This is a genomic window from Halolamina pelagica (assembly GCF_001307315.1).
In the GTDB taxonomy this organism is placed as follows: Archaea; Halobacteriota; Halobacteria; order Halobacteriales; family Haloferacaceae; genus Halolamina; species Halolamina pelagica_B.
Map to the genome: position 1 here is coordinate 2,092,917 of NZ_LGUC01000001.1, position 15,538 is coordinate 2,108,454.

The 15,538-nt window shown below is 68.4% G+C and carries 14 protein-coding genes and 4 pseudogenes; 5 read left to right on the plus strand and 13 right to left on the minus strand.

Annotated elements, in window-relative coordinates; all coding sequences use genetic code 11:
* Window positions 1–38 precede the first annotated feature (38 nt).
* The 3 genes and pseudogenes from rpl12p to SY89_RS10860 form a co-directional block, all read right to left on the minus strand.
* Window positions 39–374 (minus strand): 50S ribosomal protein P1, encoded by a 336-nt coding sequence (gene rpl12p / locus SY89_RS10850; protein WP_054584226.1) that lies wholly within the window; start codon window positions 372–374, stop codon window positions 39–41.
* A 9-nt stretch (window positions 375–383) separates the two neighbouring features.
* Window positions 384–1,432, minus strand: a pseudogene (locus tag SY89_RS10855) (50S ribosomal protein L10).
* Window positions 1,429–2,067: a 50S ribosomal protein L1 gene (locus SY89_RS10860; RefSeq protein WP_054584227.1), complete on the minus strand. Its 639-nt coding sequence runs from the start codon at window positions 2,065–2,067 to the stop codon at window positions 1,429–1,431. The pseudogene SY89_RS10855 and the gene SY89_RS10860 overlap by 4 nt, the downstream one beginning before the upstream one ends.
* Before the next feature lie 259 nt (window positions 2,068–2,326).
* Between SY89_RS10860 and priS the strand changes: the two genes are divergently transcribed.
* Together priS and SY89_RS10870 are read left to right on the plus strand one after the other, a co-directional pair.
* Window positions 2,327–3,502: a DNA primase small subunit PriS gene (priS, locus tag SY89_RS10865; RefSeq protein ID WP_054584228.1), complete on the plus strand. Its 1,176-nt coding sequence runs from the start codon at window positions 2,327–2,329 to the stop codon at window positions 3,500–3,502.
* Between the two features lie 49 nt (window positions 3,503–3,551).
* Complete coding sequence (locus tag SY89_RS10870; RefSeq protein WP_054584229.1) at window positions 3,552–4,463, plus strand: hypothetical protein; 912 nt, start codon at window positions 3,552–3,554, stop codon at window positions 4,461–4,463.
* A gap of 18 nt (window positions 4,464–4,481) precedes the next feature.
* Here SY89_RS10870 and epsC read toward each other — a convergent pair whose 3' ends face one another.
* The gene (gene epsC / locus SY89_RS10875; protein WP_054584230.1) at window positions 4,482–5,351 is read right to left on the minus strand and encodes a serine O-acetyltransferase EpsC; all 870 of its coding nucleotides are present in this window, start codon (window positions 5,349–5,351) and stop codon (window positions 4,482–4,484) included.
* A 149-nt stretch (window positions 5,352–5,500) separates the two neighbouring features.
* On the opposite strand from epsC, the gene bcp reads away from it, so the two are divergent.
* Window positions 5,501–5,956: a thioredoxin-dependent thiol peroxidase gene (gene bcp, locus SY89_RS10880; protein ID WP_054584231.1), complete on the plus strand. Its 456-nt coding sequence runs from the start codon at window positions 5,501–5,503 to the stop codon at window positions 5,954–5,956.
* 3 nt (window positions 5,957–5,959) lie between these two features.
* Here the strand turns inward: bcp and SY89_RS10885 are convergent, their stop codons facing one another.
* The 5 genes and pseudogenes from SY89_RS10885 to SY89_RS10905 form a co-directional block, all read right to left on the minus strand.
* Window positions 5,960–6,868, minus strand: coding sequence for a DMT family transporter (locus SY89_RS10885; RefSeq protein WP_080506681.1), 909 nt, complete (start codon window positions 6,866–6,868; stop codon window positions 5,960–5,962).
* Between the two features lie 108 nt (window positions 6,869–6,976).
* Window positions 6,977–7,201 (minus strand): hypothetical protein, encoded by a 225-nt coding sequence (locus SY89_RS10890; RefSeq protein ID WP_054584232.1) that lies wholly within the window; start codon window positions 7,199–7,201, stop codon window positions 6,977–6,979.
* Window positions 7,202–7,247: 46 nt separating this feature from the next.
* Window positions 7,248–8,294 carry a geranylfarnesyl diphosphate synthase gene (gene idsA3 / locus SY89_RS10895; protein WP_054584233.1) on the minus strand — a complete coding sequence of 349 codons (1,047 nt, stop codon included), beginning with the start codon at window positions 8,292–8,294 and terminating at the stop codon, window positions 7,248–7,250.
* Between the two features lie 2 nt (window positions 8,295–8,296).
* A pseudogene (locus tag SY89_RS10900) lies at window positions 8,297–9,638 on the minus strand (RNase J family beta-CASP ribonuclease).
* A gap of 233 nt (window positions 9,639–9,871) precedes the next feature.
* Window positions 9,872–10,965, minus strand: a pseudogene (locus tag SY89_RS10905) (DUF63 family protein).
* Between the two features lie 309 nt (window positions 10,966–11,274).
* Between SY89_RS10905 and SY89_RS17750 the strand changes: the two are divergent.
* The gene (locus tag SY89_RS17750; protein WP_204374454.1) at window positions 11,275–11,418 is read left to right on the plus strand and encodes a hypothetical protein; all 144 of its coding nucleotides are present in this window, start codon (window positions 11,275–11,277) and stop codon (window positions 11,416–11,418) included.
* 9 nt (window positions 11,419–11,427) lie between these two features.
* Here SY89_RS17750 and SY89_RS10910 read toward each other — a convergent pair whose 3' ends face one another.
* Both SY89_RS10910 and SY89_RS10915 read right to left on the minus strand, forming a co-directional pair.
* The gene (locus SY89_RS10910) at window positions 11,428–11,877 is read right to left on the minus strand and encodes an Lrp/AsnC family transcriptional regulator (RefSeq protein ID WP_054584234.1); all 450 of its coding nucleotides are present in this window, start codon (window positions 11,875–11,877) and stop codon (window positions 11,428–11,430) included.
* 67 nt (window positions 11,878–11,944) lie between these two features.
* A complete protein-coding gene (locus SY89_RS10915) occupies window positions 11,945–12,751 on the minus strand; it encodes an inositol monophosphatase family protein (RefSeq protein ID WP_054584711.1) in 807 nt (268 codons plus the stop codon).
* Between the two features lie 195 nt (window positions 12,752–12,946).
* Between SY89_RS10915 and SY89_RS10920 the strand changes: the two are divergent.
* Window positions 12,947–14,106, plus strand: a pseudogene (locus tag SY89_RS10920) (CBS domain-containing protein).
* 465 nt (window positions 14,107–14,571) lie between these two features.
* Here SY89_RS10920 and radB read toward each other — a convergent pair.
* Together radB and SY89_RS10930 are read right to left on the minus strand one after the other, a co-directional pair.
* Window positions 14,572–15,270 (minus strand): DNA repair and recombination protein RadB, encoded by a 699-nt coding sequence (gene radB / locus SY89_RS10925; RefSeq protein ID WP_054584235.1) that lies wholly within the window; start codon window positions 15,268–15,270, stop codon window positions 14,572–14,574.
* 72 nt (window positions 15,271–15,342) lie between these two features.
* Complete coding sequence (locus SY89_RS10930; protein WP_054584236.1) at window positions 15,343–15,531, minus strand: hypothetical protein; 189 nt, start codon at window positions 15,529–15,531, stop codon at window positions 15,343–15,345.
* Window positions 15,532–15,538: the final 7 nt, after the last annotated feature.

A 15,538-nucleotide genomic window follows, 5' to 3' on the forward strand; every position in this document is an offset into this window, starting at 1 on the left:
AAGCGGCACTGTCGAAGCGGTCGAGAGCGGAGAGCCGGTTACCCGAACAGCTCGCCGAGGCCTTCGCCGCCGTCGCCTTCGTCCTCGTCTTCTTCCTCTTCCTCGGCCTCGGCCTCCTCCTCGGCCTCGTCCGCTTCGTCCTCGGCCTCGTCGGCGCCGCTGGCGCCGCCGGCGGCCGCACCGCCCGCGGCGGGCGCAGCGGCGGCCGTCTCGATGGCCTCCTCGATGTCGACGTCCTCCAGCGCGGCCACCAGGGCCTTGACGCGGGACTCCTCGACGTCGACGCCGGCGGCTTCGAGCACCGCCGTGACGTTCTCCTCGTTGATCTCCTCGCCCGATTCGTTCAGCGTGAGTGCAGCGTAAACGTATTCCATTGTACTGAGTTACCCGAACATCTCGCCGAGCCCTTCGCCGCCGTCGCTCCCGTCGTCGTCGGAGTCGTCCTCCGGTTCGGAGTCGTCGGCGTCCTCGGCGTCCGTTGCTTCGTCGTCCTGTGCGTCCTCCTCGTCGGTCTCCTCGGTCGCTGCCGGGGCTTCGACGCCCTGCAGCTCCTCGGGGAGCGCCTCCTCGTCGTCGATCTGGGCGGCCAGCGCACGCAGCTGTGCGTCCGCCTTGCCGATCAGATCGGGGGCCAGCTCCTCGTTGACGATCGTCGCCTCGAGGCCGACGGACTTGGCTTCGCCGGCCGCCTTCGCGAGCAGCGTGCCCGCGTTCTCGGCAGTCGGGTAGGCCGCGTTGACCGAGAGGTTGCGGGCGGCCGCGGCGGCAGCCTGCACGTCCTCGCGGTACTCGTCGACGTCGATGGCCAGCTCGTCAGGCTCGAACAGCACGCCGTCGGCGTAGACGGCGCGCAGGTCGAGACCGACCTCCTTGGGCTCGATGCCCATCTCGGCGAGCACGTTCGCCAGGTCCTGGTCGACGACCTCGCCGGCGTCGAGCACGTGGGAGTCCTCGGTGACCTTGATCGACCCCTCCATGATCCGCGCGGACGCGCCGATCGACTGGAGTTCGCCCACGAACGGACCGGGGTCGATCCCGGTGTCACCCTCGGGATGACGATGTCGTTGGGCGCGGTCTCGCCGGCGCCGATCGGCGCCGGCGTCTTCGAGGCTTCGAGCTCCTTGAACAGCCCGAACGGGTTGTCGTTCGTGCCGACGAAGGCGACCTCGCCGGCGATCTCGGCGGCGAGCTGCTCGAGGCCCTCGTCGACCTGCTCGACGGCGCGGGTCATGAGCGTGTTGCGGCTCATGCGCACCTCGGCGGTGCCGTGGAGCCCGCGGCGCATGCTCTGAAGCTGCCGCGAGGGGATGCCCGTGACGCCGACGATGCCGACGGCGTCGTAGCGCTCGAGGAAGTCGACGAGCTCGTCGACTTCCGCCTGCTTCCACTGGGGCACCGTCTCGGTCTTGCGGACGTCTTCGGCTTCGCTCATGCGGGCACCTCCACGGACGGCCCCATCGTCGTCTTCACGAAGATGGAGTCGATGTTGAGGGGCCCCTTCTCGAGGTCAGCCTCGAGCCGTCGGACGATCACGTCGATGTTGTTCGAGACCTCCTCGGGCGTCATGTCCTGGGCGCCGACGCGGGTGTGGAACGTCCGGCGGTCGCCGGAGCGGATCTGAACGGTGTTTTTCATCCGTTCGACCGTCTCCACGACGTCGTCGTCGGGCTGGAGCGGGGTCGGCATCTTCCCTCGCGGACCGAGCACGGTCCCGAGGTAGCGGCCGATATCTTGCATCATCGCGGCCTCCGCGATGAAGAAATCCGTCTCGTCGGCGAGGTCTTTGGCCTCGTCGTCGTCGTCGCCGAGGTCCTCGAGCTCGTCGGGGCCGAGCACCTCGTCGGCGACGTCCTCCGCACGAACGGCGGTCTCACCGGTCGCGAAGACGACGATACGGGTCTCCTGTCCGGTACCGGACGGGAGAACGACACTCTCGTCGACCCGGTTGGACGGGTCGTTCAGGTCGATATCGCGCAGGTTAATCGCGAGGTCGACCGTCTCGGTGAAGTTCCGAGCCGGGGCGTCCTCGAGTGCGCGGGATACTGCTTCCTCTATTGAATCTGCCATCTTTCACCTCCGTAGTACGCGTAGGCGGCTCCTACGGGTGAGTGAAACAGGCTACGCCTGTCTCGTCGGAGAAGACGGCGATGCGAGACTTAAAGCCGTCGAACTGGGGAGCCGTCGAAACCCCGGGATGGCACCGGCTCGAGCCCTGTGACCGCGTCCCGTGGCGGGGCCGCGAGGAGAGCTTGCGGCCCGGGACTCCGTCGGTGAGCGCCGCCCGACAGCAAGGCCTATACCCCGAACTGCACAATCGGGCACAGAGATGGAGGACCGCACGCGTAACTACCTTCGGGGCCGCTTCGGCGACTACTACGCCGATGCCGACCTCTCGGTGCCGCCGGCGCCCGACGCCCGCGAGTGGGGGCACATCCCCTACACCGAGAGCGCCGGGACGACGATGGTGCGCCACCGCTCGCTGTTGGACATGGGCGGGGATGCACAGTCGATCCGGGAGTTCCTCGAGCGTGAATCGCCCCGACACGCCTACTTCTCGGCGGCGCGCTACGACGACCCCGGCGCCCGGCAGATGCCCGAGAAAGGGTGGCGCGGCGCGGACCTCGTGTTCGATCTGGACGCCGACCACCTTCCCGGCGTCGACGAAACCGAAGCCAGCTACGCCGAGATGCTCGACGCCTGCAAGGACGCGCTGCAGCGCCTGCTTGATCTCCTCCGGGAGGACTTCGGCTTCGACGACGACGAGCTGCTGATCGTGTTCTCCGGCGGCCGCGGCTACCACGTCCACGTTCGCAACGACGCGTTGCTCGAACTCGACAGCGAGGCGCGCCGCGAGATCGTCGACTACCTGCGCGCGGTCGATCTCGACCGCGACGACCTGATCCGCACGGTCTCCTACGACGGGACGACCCGCCGCGAGCTCAAAACCAGCGGGGGCTGGGGTCGGCGGGTCCACCGCGAACTCGTCGAGTTCGTCGCCGACCTCCGAGAGCAGAGTCGCGAGGACGCGATGGACCGACTCACCGCCTTCGACGGCATCGGCGACGGCCGCGCGGGCACCATTCTCGACGCCGTCGAGCGCAACCCCGAGGCGATCCGCGAGGGGAACGTCGAGGCGGGCGGCCCCGGCCTGCGAAAGCTGGTCGAGGCGCTGAGCGCGCAGGTGGTCGGGAACGAGACCGCGCCGATCGACGAGCCGGTCACGACCGACGTACGCCGGCTGATCCGCCTGCCCGGCACGCTCCACGGCGGCACGGGGTTCGTCGTGAAACCGATCGCTCCGGCTGACCTCGACGCGTTCGACCCGCTCGAGGACGCCGTCGCCGACCGGTTCCGCGGGCAGCGGATCATGGTGAACGTGACCGAGCCGGGCCCGATCGACGTTGGCGCCGAAACAGCTATGGACCCCGGTCCGCAATCAGTTGAAGAGTACGTCGGCGTGTTCCTCATGGCGAGGGGGCGCGCCGAGAAAGCCGCAGAGTAATCGAACAGGCCCGCAGGCCCCCGGCGGTACGCGCACAACGACACCAAACATGGACATCGACGAACTCCAAACCGTCCAAAGCAAGGAGCGCCAGAAGGACAGCCTCCAGCACCTGCGGGACTCCTTCTACGAGGACGTGGCGGCCTACATCGAGGAGCTGAAGCAGGAACGCAGCCGCGTCGCCGAGGCGACCGACGATCCGTTCTCGGATCCGGAGGTCTCCCAGCTCTCCGACGACATCGAGCGCGCGGAGGACGTGGTCGAGGCCATCTACGAGCGCCGGGTCGGCAAGGTCGTGAAGATGGCCTCCTTCGCCGCCGCGGACATGCCCGTCGAGGAGGAGGGCCTCACCACCCAGGAGCGGGACCTGTTCGAGGACATGGTCGGCCGCATCGGCGAGAACCGCTCGCGGGTGCTCGACATCCTCGCCGGCGAGGGCGACAGCGTGCCCGCATCCTCCGTCGGCGCGCCCGGCGCCCAGCCCGAACCGACCGAGTCGGCGACGCCCGAGGAGCCGGCCCCGGCGCCCGAGGAAGCGGCGCCGACGCCCGGAGAGTCCGTCCCGACGGGCGACGAGACTCCCTCCCGGGACGAACCGGCAGTCGGCACCGGCACGACGGCTGCGTCGCCCGCCGGCCCGCCCGAGGAGTCGGACGACGTTCCCGCGGCGCCGCCGGACGCGCCACCGCGCGACGCCGACCAGCCGTCGTCGCCGCCGGAGGAGCCGGCCGATCCCCGATCCGACGGCGGAGTTGCGACCGCGTCGACGCCGGAGGGGTCGCCGGCATCCACCGAGGACGCCGACACCGACCGGACGACCGTCCGTGTCACCGAAGACGTGGGGCGCCTGCTCGGCGTCGACGACCGCGAGTACGAGCTCAAAACTGCGGACGTGGTCGCACTCCCCGACGACAACGCCGAGGCGCTGCTCCAGCGCGAGGCCGCCGAAGAGCTCTGGTAGTGAAGCCCCCTCGGGGAATCACCGGTTCGGTTTTCGTTCCTGTTCGGGGTGGTCGGCGATGAACACGCTCGTTTCGTCCGGGACGTCTTCGGTCACCCACGAGTTCGCCCCGATGCTCACGTGATCGCCCACCGAGACCGTGCCGAGGACGTTGCTTCCGGCGCCGATCACGACGTGATCGCCGATGTCGGGGTGGCGCTTGTACCCTTTCGCCAGCATGTGTTCCTCCCCTTCCTCCTCCTCGAAGTGCAGCGCACCGAGGGTGACGTTCTGGTAGATCCGCACCCAGTCGCCGACCGTCGCGGTCTCGCCGATCACCGTCCCGGTGCCGTGATCGACGAAGAAGTACTCCCCGATCTCCGCACCGGGGTGGATGTCGATCCCCGTCTCCGACTTCGAGTACTCCGCGAGCTCGCGGGCGTAGCCGACACAGCCGTGCTCGTAGAGCCCGTGCGCGACGCGATGGGTGAGGATCGCGTGGAACCCCGGGTACGATCGGATGATCTCGCAGTACTGCGTCGCCGCCGGGTCGCCCTTGTAGGCGGCCTCCACGTCCCGTTTCAGCTTCTGCCTGACTGTGGGCAGCCGGTCGAGCGTCTCGTCGACGATCGCGGCCGGCGCCGCCGACCCGCCCGAGTACGCCCGGATCCCCCGGCGCATACAGCGCCCCAGTTCGGTCAGCTGGGCACGCGTCGCTCCGGGGTCGCCCAGCAGCTCGCCCCCGTTCCAGCACCGCGGGAACAGAAGCCGCTTGAGCAGCGGTGGTTCCTCGCGTAAGGAGTCCTGACGCGGGTACGCCGACGGCGCGCCCGTCGGGAACGGGGACTCGTCCGCGCGGTACGATTCGACGAGCGCCGTGTGTGCGTCTCCGTCGTACTCGTAGGCCATTCGTGTGACTGCTTCGTGGGGGCGCGTAATCTCTTTACTGCCTCTCCCGGCGACGCCACGGCCCGTGGTTGTCTGGGTAGTGGATGGGTGGCTGTGGCCACACCGCTGGTAGCGGAAAGCGTTAGTCCCCGCCGCACGCAGTTCCGGCCATGCTCGAACCCGGCGACGACGCACCCGAGTTCTCACTCCCGAACCAGAACGGCGAGGAAGTCTCGCTCGCGGCGCTGCCCGGCGAGTACACGGTGGTCTACTTCTACCCCCGCGCGGACACGCCTGGCTGTACCACCCAAGCCTGCTCGTTCCGCGACGACTGGGACACCTACGAGGCGGCCGGCATCTCCGTCGTCGGGATCAGCGACGACCCCGTCGAGGATCTCGCCGACTTCCGCGAGAAGTACGATCTCCCCTTCGATCTGCTCTCCGACGAGGACGGCGCGGTGTCGGCGGCGTACGACTCCTACGGCGAGAAGAACGTGTTCGGCAACGAGGTGATGGGCGTGTTCCGCAACACGTTCGTCGTCGACAGCGAGGGTGAGATCGTCGCCGTCTACGAGGGCGTCGACCCCGAGAACCACGCCGACGAGATCCTGGCGGACCTCGACTGAGTGTCAGGCCGTCAGTTTGCCGAGCTCCGCACTCACGGCTTCGCGGTTCAGGACGAGGAAGCCGACGAGAATACAGCTGAAGCCGGCGATCGCCAGCGGCGGTAGCCGCTCGTCGAGCAGCGCCCACCCCGTGACCGACGCGACCGGCGGCACGGCGTAGCTGACGAGGTTGGCAGTGAACGGCCCGCGCCGCCGCATCAGCGTGAAGTACGCGCCGTAGCCCACCGAGCTCGCGACGACGCCGACGTACGCCACGGCGAGCAGCGTCCACTTCCCGGAGGGGACCATCGGCGACTCCCCCATCGCGAGGCTGGCGGCGTGGAGCATCAGTGCGCCGACGGCCATCGCCCAGCCGGTCGTCGGGAGGCTCGCCATCGGCGCCTCGATCCGGCGCAGCAGCACGCTCCCGGCGGCGACACCGATGACGGCACAGAACACCAGCGCCGCGCCGACACCGTCGGGGCCGAGCACCGCAAAGGCGGTCGAGAGGAACTCCGGCGCCTCGGCCGGCGCGGTGTTCGTCGCGGCCGGGTCAGGGCGGGCGATCAGGAGGACGCCGATCAGGCCCAGGCCGACGCCGACGGCGTCCCGAGCCGCGAAGCTCGTCCCCGAGAGCAGGAGGGCGGCGAAGCCGACGGTCAGCACGGGGTTGAGGCTGTAGACGACCGACGCGATCGAGCCGGAGGTGTAGAGCTGGCCGACGAAGAGGAAGAACACGTTGGCGAACACGAGCAGGGCGGCGGCGACGAAGATAGCGTACCAGTCGGCCCGCACCTGTGGGCGGTCCAGCCGCCCGAGCGCCGCGAGCGCGACCAGCGTCACGACCGCACCGATGTCGAACCGGAAGCCGCCGAACAGGATCGGGGGGATCGTCTCCAGCCCGACTTCGATGGCGGAGAAGCCCGCCCCCACGCGACAGCCAGCACCGCGAACAGCCCGGCGTCCTGGTAACGAGACACGGCGGACCTCGTGGCGGCGGCGGCTTGAGCGTGTTCATCGCGGCCAGTTGCGTGGGCGGCCTCAGTGCATGATCTTCTCGAACAGCGGATCGACGTACTCCCACTTGGCGTCCACGAGGAACGGCAGCGCGAACAGCACCAGCACCGTGAGGCCGCTCGCGATGTTCCCCGGCAGCCCGAACGTCGGAAGGATCGACCCCGCGAACGCGCCGGTGTGGGCGCCGGCGATGACGAACAGCAGTTGGCGGACTGAGCGGCGGCGACGGTCGCTGGGCGTCGACTCCATGGGCGCTCGTCGCCGTGGGTCCGTAAAAATCGATGCGGCTCGGGGCTCAGTAGCCCCGGTTGATCAGGTAGTCAGCCAGATCCGCGAGCAGGTGGCTCGCCTGATTGTCCGGCAGCACGTCGAGATGCTCCTTCGAGCGGGCGGTCAGCTCCTCGGCCTTCGACCGGGCGTACTCGATGCTGCCCGCGTCTTCGAGCGTCGCCACGGCGTCGGCGACCTCCGTCTCGGTCAGCTCGTCGGCGGTCTCGGCGTCGACGAGGCCGTCCACGTCGACGCCCTGCTGGCGCGCGTGGAGCGTGATCAGCGTCTCCTTCTCGCCGACGAGGTCCGAGCCGCGCTGCTTGCCCAGCTCCTCGCTGGGCACCGTGAGGTCGAGCACGTCGTCCTGGATCTGGAACGCGCGCCCGGAGTCGATGCCGTACTGTCGTAGCGCCTCGACGGTGTCGTCGTCGGCGCCGAGCAGGATGGCGGGGATGGCCGCGGAGGCGCCGTACAGCACGGCGGTTTTGAGTTCGACCATCTCCAGATACTCCTCGGGCAACACGCCGTGACGGTTCTCGAACTCCACGTCCAGCGCCTGCCCCTCGCAGATCTCCGTACAGGTGCGCGCGAGGCGGTTGGTGGCGGCGACGGAGAGTTCGGGCTGGCTCCCGGTGTCGGTCATGAACTCGAACGCCTTGGCGTACAGCGTGTCGCCCGCGAGGATCGCCGTCGCCTCGTCGTACTCGCGGTGGACCGCCGGCACGCCGCGCCGGAGGTCGTCGTCGTCCATGATGTCGTCGTGGATCAGCGTGAACGACTGGATCACCTCGATACTGACGGCGGCCCGCAGCAGGTCGACGTTGCCGTCGAACAGCGCCGGGAACTCGCGGTAGTCGGCGCTGCCAGGCTCCACGTCGGCGAGTGCCTCGCCGACCAGGAGACACACCGTCGGCCGGAGGCGCTTCCCGCCGGCGTCGAGGAGGTAGCGAGACGCCTCGTACAGCCGTTCGGGCTCCTGGATCGGGAGCTCCTCGGTGATCGCGTCGTTGACCCGCTCGCGGCGCTGTGTCACCGCGGCGAGCAGCCGTTCGACCGTCGCTTCGTCGCTCATCGTTACTCAGTCAGCGTGTGGACCGTGCCGTTCCGGGAGAGGTGGACGTCGTCGCCCAGGCTGTACCCCTCGGACTCACAGAGGTCGACATACTTCGCCAGGTTCTGGAGGTTCTGGTGGGCCGGGATCACGTTCTCGGGCTGGAGCGCCTCCAGCATCTGGTAGTGGCCCTCCTGGCTCAGGTGGCCCGAAACGTGGATGTCGTCGTAGATGTGCGCGCCCTGCATCCGGAGCAGCTGCTCGGACTGGTAGCGCTGGCCCTCGTTGGTCGGCTCCGGGATGACCCGGGCGCTGAAGATGACCTTGTCGCCGTCCTCGATGTCGTAGGGGTCTCGCCGCGACCCATCCGGGTGAGCATCGCGCGGGGCTCGCCCTGGTGGCCGGTGACAATGGGGAGGTAGTTCTCCTTGCCCTCCTTCATGATCCGCTTGAACGTGCGGTCGACGGACTTGCGGTGGCCGTACATCCCGAGGTCGTCCGGGAAGTCGACGAAGCCGAGGCGCTCGGCCGTGCCGGAGTACTTCTCCATCGAGCGACCGAGCAGCACCGGCTCGCGGCCGATCTCCTCGGCGAACTCGACGAGGCTCTTCACGCGGGCGATGTGGCTGGAGAAGGTGGTGGCGACGATGCCGCCGTCGTAGTCCTCCAGACTCATCATCACGTCACGCAGGTGCTCGCGGGCGACGCGCTCGGAGGGCGTCCGGCCCTTCTTCGAGGCGTTGGTACAGTCCTCGATGTATGCGAGGACGCCCTCCTCCCGGCTGATCTCGCGGAACCGGTCCATGTCGATCGGGTCGCCGATGACCGGCGTGTGGTCCATGCGCTTGTCCAGCCCGTACACCACGGCGCCTTCGGGGTGTGGAGGACGGGGTTGATCGCGTCGATGATGGAGTGGGTGACGTTGACGAACTCGAGTTCGGTGTCGTCGCCGATCTGCATCGTCTCGCCCGGATCCATCTTGATCAGGTCGTTGTCGACCTGGAACTTGGACTCGCCCTGGATCTGCTGTTTGACCAGTTCGATGGTGAACGGCGCCGAGACGATCGGCGCGTCGTAACGGTGTGCGAGCTTCGAGATGGCGCCGATGTGGTCGAGGTGACCGTGCGTCGGCACGATGGCCTGCACGTCGCCCTCGATCTCGGACATCACGCGGTCGTCCGGGATGGCACCCATGTCGATCAGGTCGAGGCTGTGCATCTGCTCGGTCTCGACGTTGTCGTGGATCAGGACCTTACTCAGGTTCAGGCCCATGTCGAAGATGACCACGTCCTGTCCCGCGCGGACCGCGGTACACTGTCTACCGACCTCTTCGTAGCCGCCGATTGTTGCGATTTCGACTTCCATGGTTGGATGCACTCAAAGCCACGTTTGTGGCGGTGTGCGTACTGAAACAGCCGCGAGTTTGGGGGTCGTGGACCCCGGCGTCTTACAGCGCGTCGGTCACCGATCCCCGCAACGCCTCGCTGGCGTTTACCCGCGGGATGTTCTTACCCGTCCTTCTGGGCCAGGGGGTAAAAATGGCGCGGGTCCACCGTCGACGGCTCGGCCGGGCGTCGGCGACGCCCGCAGACACCGCCTCAGACTCCGAACACCGAACGCAGCAGATCTCGCGTCCCCGGGCCGAGACCGACGGCGCTGACCGCGATCAACAGAAGCGTCGTGTACCGCGGCGTCTCCTCGACCAGTTCGGGTTCGAACACCCAGATCAGGAACGTCGCCGCCGCCATCTTCACGACCAGGAACGGCCACGCGGCGCCGAAGAGATCGACGATGAACCGGTTCGCGGGGTGTTTGGGGGTCAGGTTGTACGGGACGCCGAGCGCCATCAGGTAGTCGAGTCCGATCACGTTCGCCGCGCCGTCGACGGCGTGAGCGACGAGCACCATCGCGCCGGCCAACCCGGTCCCCTCGTTGATCTTCGGGGCGAACGCCTCGATGGCGTACCACGTCCCGGCCGCGGCGGCCGCACTGAGGCCGACCATCGCGAGTAGCACCAGCGGGTAGAACGTCACCTGCGGCTCGGTCGCCGCCAGCATCGTGAGGTACGCGACGGAGGCGAGGAAGGCGAGGCTCCCCATCGCCGTCAACGGACGCACGTAGTCGTCGACGTAGCCGCGCCGCGACAGCCAGAGCGCGAGGAGGATGCTCCCGAGTGCGATCACGAAGATCGTGACGTAGATCGTCGGACTGATCAGCAGCGTGTTCAGCGGGTAGTCGAACCAGCTGTCGCCGATCGCGTTGTGGGCGTCTTCGACGGTTCGGAGCGCGCCGCCGAGGAACATGAACGGCACCATCGCCCAGAACAGCCCGCGGTCCTCGCCGATGTTCAGGTACTCGAGCAGCAGCACGACGCCGGTGATCGTGATCAGCAGCGCGACGATGTAGCCGATCTCGCTGACCACGGTGTAGCCGGGCTCGGCGACGGGCTCGGCGGCCGCCTGACAGGCCGAGGAGCTGTAGAGGTACTCGACCGTGCTGCCGGGCCGGACCGCACAGACCGCGTTGTGGGCGTCGGCCTGCACTGGCCCCAGAAGTAGTGCCAGACGAAGCCGTCGTACACCGTCTCGGGGAACAGGATCGAACCCCCGATGAGGGCAGCCAGAAGCGTCCCGACGACCGCAGCCCAGGCTCGTGCTGGGTTCTCGGCGGCGCGCTCGCGGAGGGAGAACATACCCCAACAGCACACAGCGCGGGGCTTCAGGGTTGCGGTATCCCCGACCAGTAACGTTACTCCGGGCGGCGCCGCCACCGTCGATATGGTCACGCCGACACCGATGTTCGTCGCCGCCGGCGTCGTACTGGCCGGGCTCGTCGTTTACGTCGCCTACCGGAAGGGAGAGCGGACGGAATCCGGCAGGCGCAGCGGGCAGCCTCTCGCGAGGCCCACGAGAACGCGACCGACCGCGAGCCACCCGTCGAGATCGGCGAGCGAGTCACGCTCGGCATCAAGGAGTTCAACGCCCACCACTCCGGCGAACGCGTGGCGGTCTGCAAACGGGAGGGGTTCGTCATCTTCGTCGACGGCGTCCCCGAGCGCGCCGACGTGGGCGACGTGGTCGACGCGGAGATCGTCTCGTTCGGTCCGGACCGCAACTCCGCGGAGGCTGAGTACGTCGGCAACTGAGTCCGTCGGTCAGATGGGCAGGCCGTCGGCCTCGTAGTCGGTGCCGAGGACGATCATCGTCTGGGAGCGGGTGAACCCCTCGGTGTCGGCGATGTGGTCGAACATCAAATCCCGGAGCGCGTCGGTGTCCTCGGCGTGGAGTCGCACCATCACGTCCCACTGCCCCGTGGTCAGGTGGACCTCCTGCACCTCGGCGAGGCCGGCCAGATGCGCGAGCGCCTCCTCCTCCCGGCCCTGTTCGGTCCGAAGCCCGACGAACGCGCTCACGCCGTAGCCGACCGCCCGGGCGTTGACCTTGGCGTGGTACCCCTCGATGACCCCTGCGTCCTCCATGCGGTTCACCCGATCGTGGACGGTCGCGCTGGACATGTCGATCCGGCGCGCCACCTCGCTGAACGGCGTCCGGGCGTCCTCCTGGAGGATGCGGAGGATCTGCCGGTCCGTGTCGTCGAGTTCCATACCCGGAGGTGAGAGGTGGGGCCTCTTTGGGGTTGCGGCTGTCGCGGCGGCGACGGGGAAAACCGGATTACTGCTCGGCGTCGATCTCCTGGGCCGCGTCCAGCAGCACGTCGTGGAGTTCGCCGTTCGAGACGACCAGTCCGCGGGCGTCGTGGTGCCACGGCTCGCCCCGGAGATCCGTCACCGTGCCGCCGGCCTGTCGGACGAGGTGGACGCCGGCGATCGTGTCCCACGGCTTCGTCTGGACGTTGGTGATCACGCCCTCGACGGCGCCGGCGGCGACCATCGCGAGTGCGGCCTGTGCGCTCCCGGGCCGGCGGAGATCACCGAACCGGGAGACGATGGCCTCGCAGGCGCGGGCGTACTCGTCGCGGCGCGCCTGTGGCCACCAGACCGTCGGGATCACGGCGGCGCGCTCGGGGTCCGCGACCGTCGAGACCGAGATCTCGGCGCCGTTCCGGTAGGCCGCCTCGCTGTCGGCGGTGTACACGTCGTCGAGTGCGGGTAGGACGTTACAGGCCGCGACAGGCTCGCCGTCGACGACGCAGGCGACCGCAGTCGCCCAGGTCGTCAGCTCCCGGACGAAGCTGTTAGTGCCGTCGATGGGGTCGACGACCCAGGCGGGCCCCGCACTCGGCACCTGCTTCAGCGCCTCACCCTCCTCGCCGACGAACGGTTCCGCTGGATGCTCCGCGCGGATGGCCGTCTCGACCGCCCGCTGGGCCGCGCGGTCGGCCTCCGTCACCACGTCCGTCTTCCCGTCTTTCGTCTCCACCGCGACGCCGGTGCGGAAGAACTCCGCGGCGACCTCGCCGCCCGCCACCGCCGCACTGTGAACCAACGCGGCGCGGCTGGTCGCTGCGTGCTCGTGCATGGCTTTCGACATCTGTGAGCCAGCCCCAAGAACGCTCGGGTCCTGCCTAGTGACGAACTGTCGGTAGGTCGATATCGGTGTGGGGTCCCCGTTCGACCGGTTCCAGGCCTCCAGCGGGCGGTGCAGGTGAAAATCCCGGATACTGGGACGCGGCGACAAGCTTCAAGGCCTCGCCGCGGGAATCAATACGTGTCTATGGACATCTCTGATATCGCTGTCAAGGAGTTTGTCGAGGTCGAGGCCGACACCCGGGTTGCGAAGGTGCGGTCGCTGTTCGAGCGGGAGAACCCGAAGGGGATCGTCGTCATGGACGACGGCGACTGTATCGGCGTCATCCGTGAGAAACAGCTGATCCAGTCTCACGTCGAAGACGACACCAAAGCTGGGGCGATCGTCCGCTCCTCCCGCAGCGGCGGGAGTCCGCCGAACGTGCGGCGCTACGACGACGTCCGCGAAGTCAGCCGGGTGCTCGTCGAGGGCGACGTGAAGATCGCGCCCGTTTACGAGGGGAGAACCTCTGGGGCGTCGTGACCGCCGACGACATCCTCCGCGCAGTCCACGAGAACCTCAAGGCGATCACGGTCGGCGACATCGCCTCCGAGTCCATCGTCACCGTGACCGAGGACGACCACGTCGGGAAGGCGATCAACCGCCTTCGGGAGAACGGCATCTCCCGGCTCCCGGTCACCAACGAGAGTGGGGGACTCACCGGCATCGTCACGACCAACGACATCGTCGACTTCGCGGTCCGTGACGAGGAGCGCCAGGGCGAGGGCGACCGCCGCGGCGAACTCGACCGGATGCTCGACATCCCCGCGTACGACCTGATGTCGAGCCCGGTCCAGACGATCACCGCCGGCGAGACCGTCGACGAGGCGGTGTCGGTCATGTTCGAGAACGGTATCTCCGGGCTGGTCGTGACGGCGACGCCCGACGGCTCGGAGATCGAGGGCGTCATCACCAAGACCGACGTGCTGCGTGCGCTGACGCACACCGAGGAGGAGTCGATGGACGTCCAGATCACGAACGTCAATCTGCTGGACGTGCTCACTCGGGAGGACATCGTCGCCGACATCACCAGCGTCGCCGACAAGTTCCAGGAGATGAACGTGCTCCACGCCCACGTGCGCTTCACCCAGCACAAGGAGAAGCTCCGTGGGACGCCGCTGCTGCGCTGTCAGATCCGCCTGCGGACGACGCAGGGCCAGGTCGCCGGCTCCGGCGAAGGGTACGGCGCCGAGCACGCCTTCCACGTCGCGCTCGACCGACTGGAGCGTAACGTCCTCGAACTCAAAGGTGTGAAAGCCGACGAGGAGTACCGCGGCCAGCTGATGCGGAAGCTGAACGAACTGTAGAGAGGTGCCGACCCACCGCTGACGAACCGCCTCCTTTTTTCCCGACCCGTATGGTCGTAACCCGGCGTGTCTCGTCGAGGATTTCTCCCCGATGTGGCGTGCTGCTCTATCGGGTGCCCTCGTTGGAACGATGCTGCTTCCGCTCGGAATCGCGTTTGTCGGTACCGCGCCGGACCTGCTGTTCTGGGCGTGCCGTTCGTCGCTGGCGCTGTCGCCGGCTTCGTGGCACCGAGATTGACGCCTACGCGAGGAGGACGGGCCGGCGCCGTCACCGCGCTCCCGTTCCTCCTCGTGCTCCTGTTCTTGTTCGGCCGGAGTCTGCTCTCGGGGCCCACGTCGAGACTCGCGTAGTCGCCGCCGCATTGGGATACGTCGCCTTCGGTGTCGACCTCGGCTACCTCGCCGGCGGACCGGCGCCGGAATCGGCGGCTGGCTGGCGGTCCAGTTCGGCAGCAAAGGGCCCGCTTAGAACTCCTCGGTCGGCTCCAGTCCGGCACCGGTGATCTGGAAGGTCGCCGAGTCACCGGTCGGCTTGGAGCGGTGTTTCTCCAGGGACGCGCGGCGGTTCCCGCCCCGGAACCGCTCCAGCCGCAGCACCACGCCCGTCCAGTGCTCCAGCGTGTTGCCGCCGAGCCCGCGGGTCCGGTCGGCGTCGGGGTCGCGGAACACTTGGTTGGTGATGACGACGGCGAGCTCGTGTTTTCGGGCCAGCGAGAGCAGGTGGGTGACCTGGTCGGCGACCTTCCGGAGCGACTCGCCGCCGGAGTCGTCGCCGGCGCGTTCGAGCCGGTAGAACCCCGTCGCGGAGTCGAGCACGATCAGGTCCGCAGTATCGGCGAACTCCGCGGCGTCCCGGACCGCCTCGGCCTGCTCGTCGAAGTCGTGGGCCTCCGAGACGACGATGCGGGAGGCGACTTCCTCGAAGTCGGCCTCGCCGTCGGTCTTCCCCTCGACGATCTGGCGGAAGCGGTCGATCGATAGCCCCTCGGTGTCGATGTAGAGCGCGCGGCCACCGTTGACGGCTGCTTCGACCGCCGCCGCGAGGACGAGGTTGGTCTTCCCCGCCGCGGGTTCGCCGTAGACCTGCGTGACGGTGCCGCGCTCGAAGCCGCCGCCGAGCAGGTCGTCGATCGGGTCGCAGCCGGTGGGGACGGGGTCGCTCATCGGGCGTGGGTAGCGCGGGGGGTACGAAAGCGCTCGGGACTCGGCCCAGCACCGCCGACTCCCGGCGGGCGCTCAGTCGCCGAACGCGTGCCAGGGTGGAGGGATCGTGCCGATGACGGTCAGGACGACGGCGGGGAACCAGTAGATGCCGACGACCGCCGGCGTGAGCTCGCGACGGACTGCCAGCCACCCACCGAAGCAGAGGAACGGCAGCACGAACACCGCCCAGACCGCGACGGTCCGTTGTCGTTCTTCGTCCACATCGGAC

Bases quoted from the DNA above. Each gene is read 5' to 3' on its own strand.
- rpl12p (WP_054584226.1), bottom strand. From the start codon at position 374: ATGGAATACGTTTACGCTGCACTCACGCTGAACGAATCGGGCGAGGAG.
- SY89_RS10860 (WP_054584227.1), bottom strand. From the start codon at position 2,067: ATGGCAGATTCAATAGAGGAAGCAGTATCCCGCGCACTCGAGGACGCC.
- priS (WP_054584228.1), top strand. From the start codon at position 2,327: ATGGAGGACCGCACGCGTAACTACCTTCGGGGCCGCTTCGGCGACTAC.
- SY89_RS10870 (WP_054584229.1), top strand. From the start codon at position 3,552: ATGGACATCGACGAACTCCAAACCGTCCAAAGCAAGGAGCGCCAGAAG.
- epsC (WP_054584230.1), bottom strand. From the start codon at position 5,351: ATGGCCTACGAGTACGACGGAGACGCACACACGGCGCTCGTCGAATCG.
- bcp (WP_054584231.1), top strand. From the start codon at position 5,501: ATGCTCGAACCCGGCGACGACGCACCCGAGTTCTCACTCCCGAACCAG.
- SY89_RS10890 (WP_054584232.1), bottom strand. From the start codon at position 7,201: ATGGAGTCGACGCCCAGCGACCGTCGCCGCCGCTCAGTCCGCCAACTG.
- idsA3 (WP_054584233.1), bottom strand. From the start codon at position 8,294: ATGAGCGACGAAGCGACGGTCGAACGGCTGCTCGCCGCGGTGACACAG.
- SY89_RS10910 (WP_054584234.1), bottom strand. From the start codon at position 11,877: ATGGAACTCGACGACACGGACCGGCAGATCCTCCGCATCCTCCAGGAG.
- SY89_RS10915 (WP_054584711.1), bottom strand. From the start codon at position 12,751: ATGCACGAGCACGCAGCGACCAGCCGCGCCGCGTTGGTTCACAGTGCG.
- radB (WP_054584235.1), bottom strand. From the start codon at position 15,270: ATGAGCGACCCCGTCCCCACCGGCTGCGACCCGATCGACGACCTGCTC.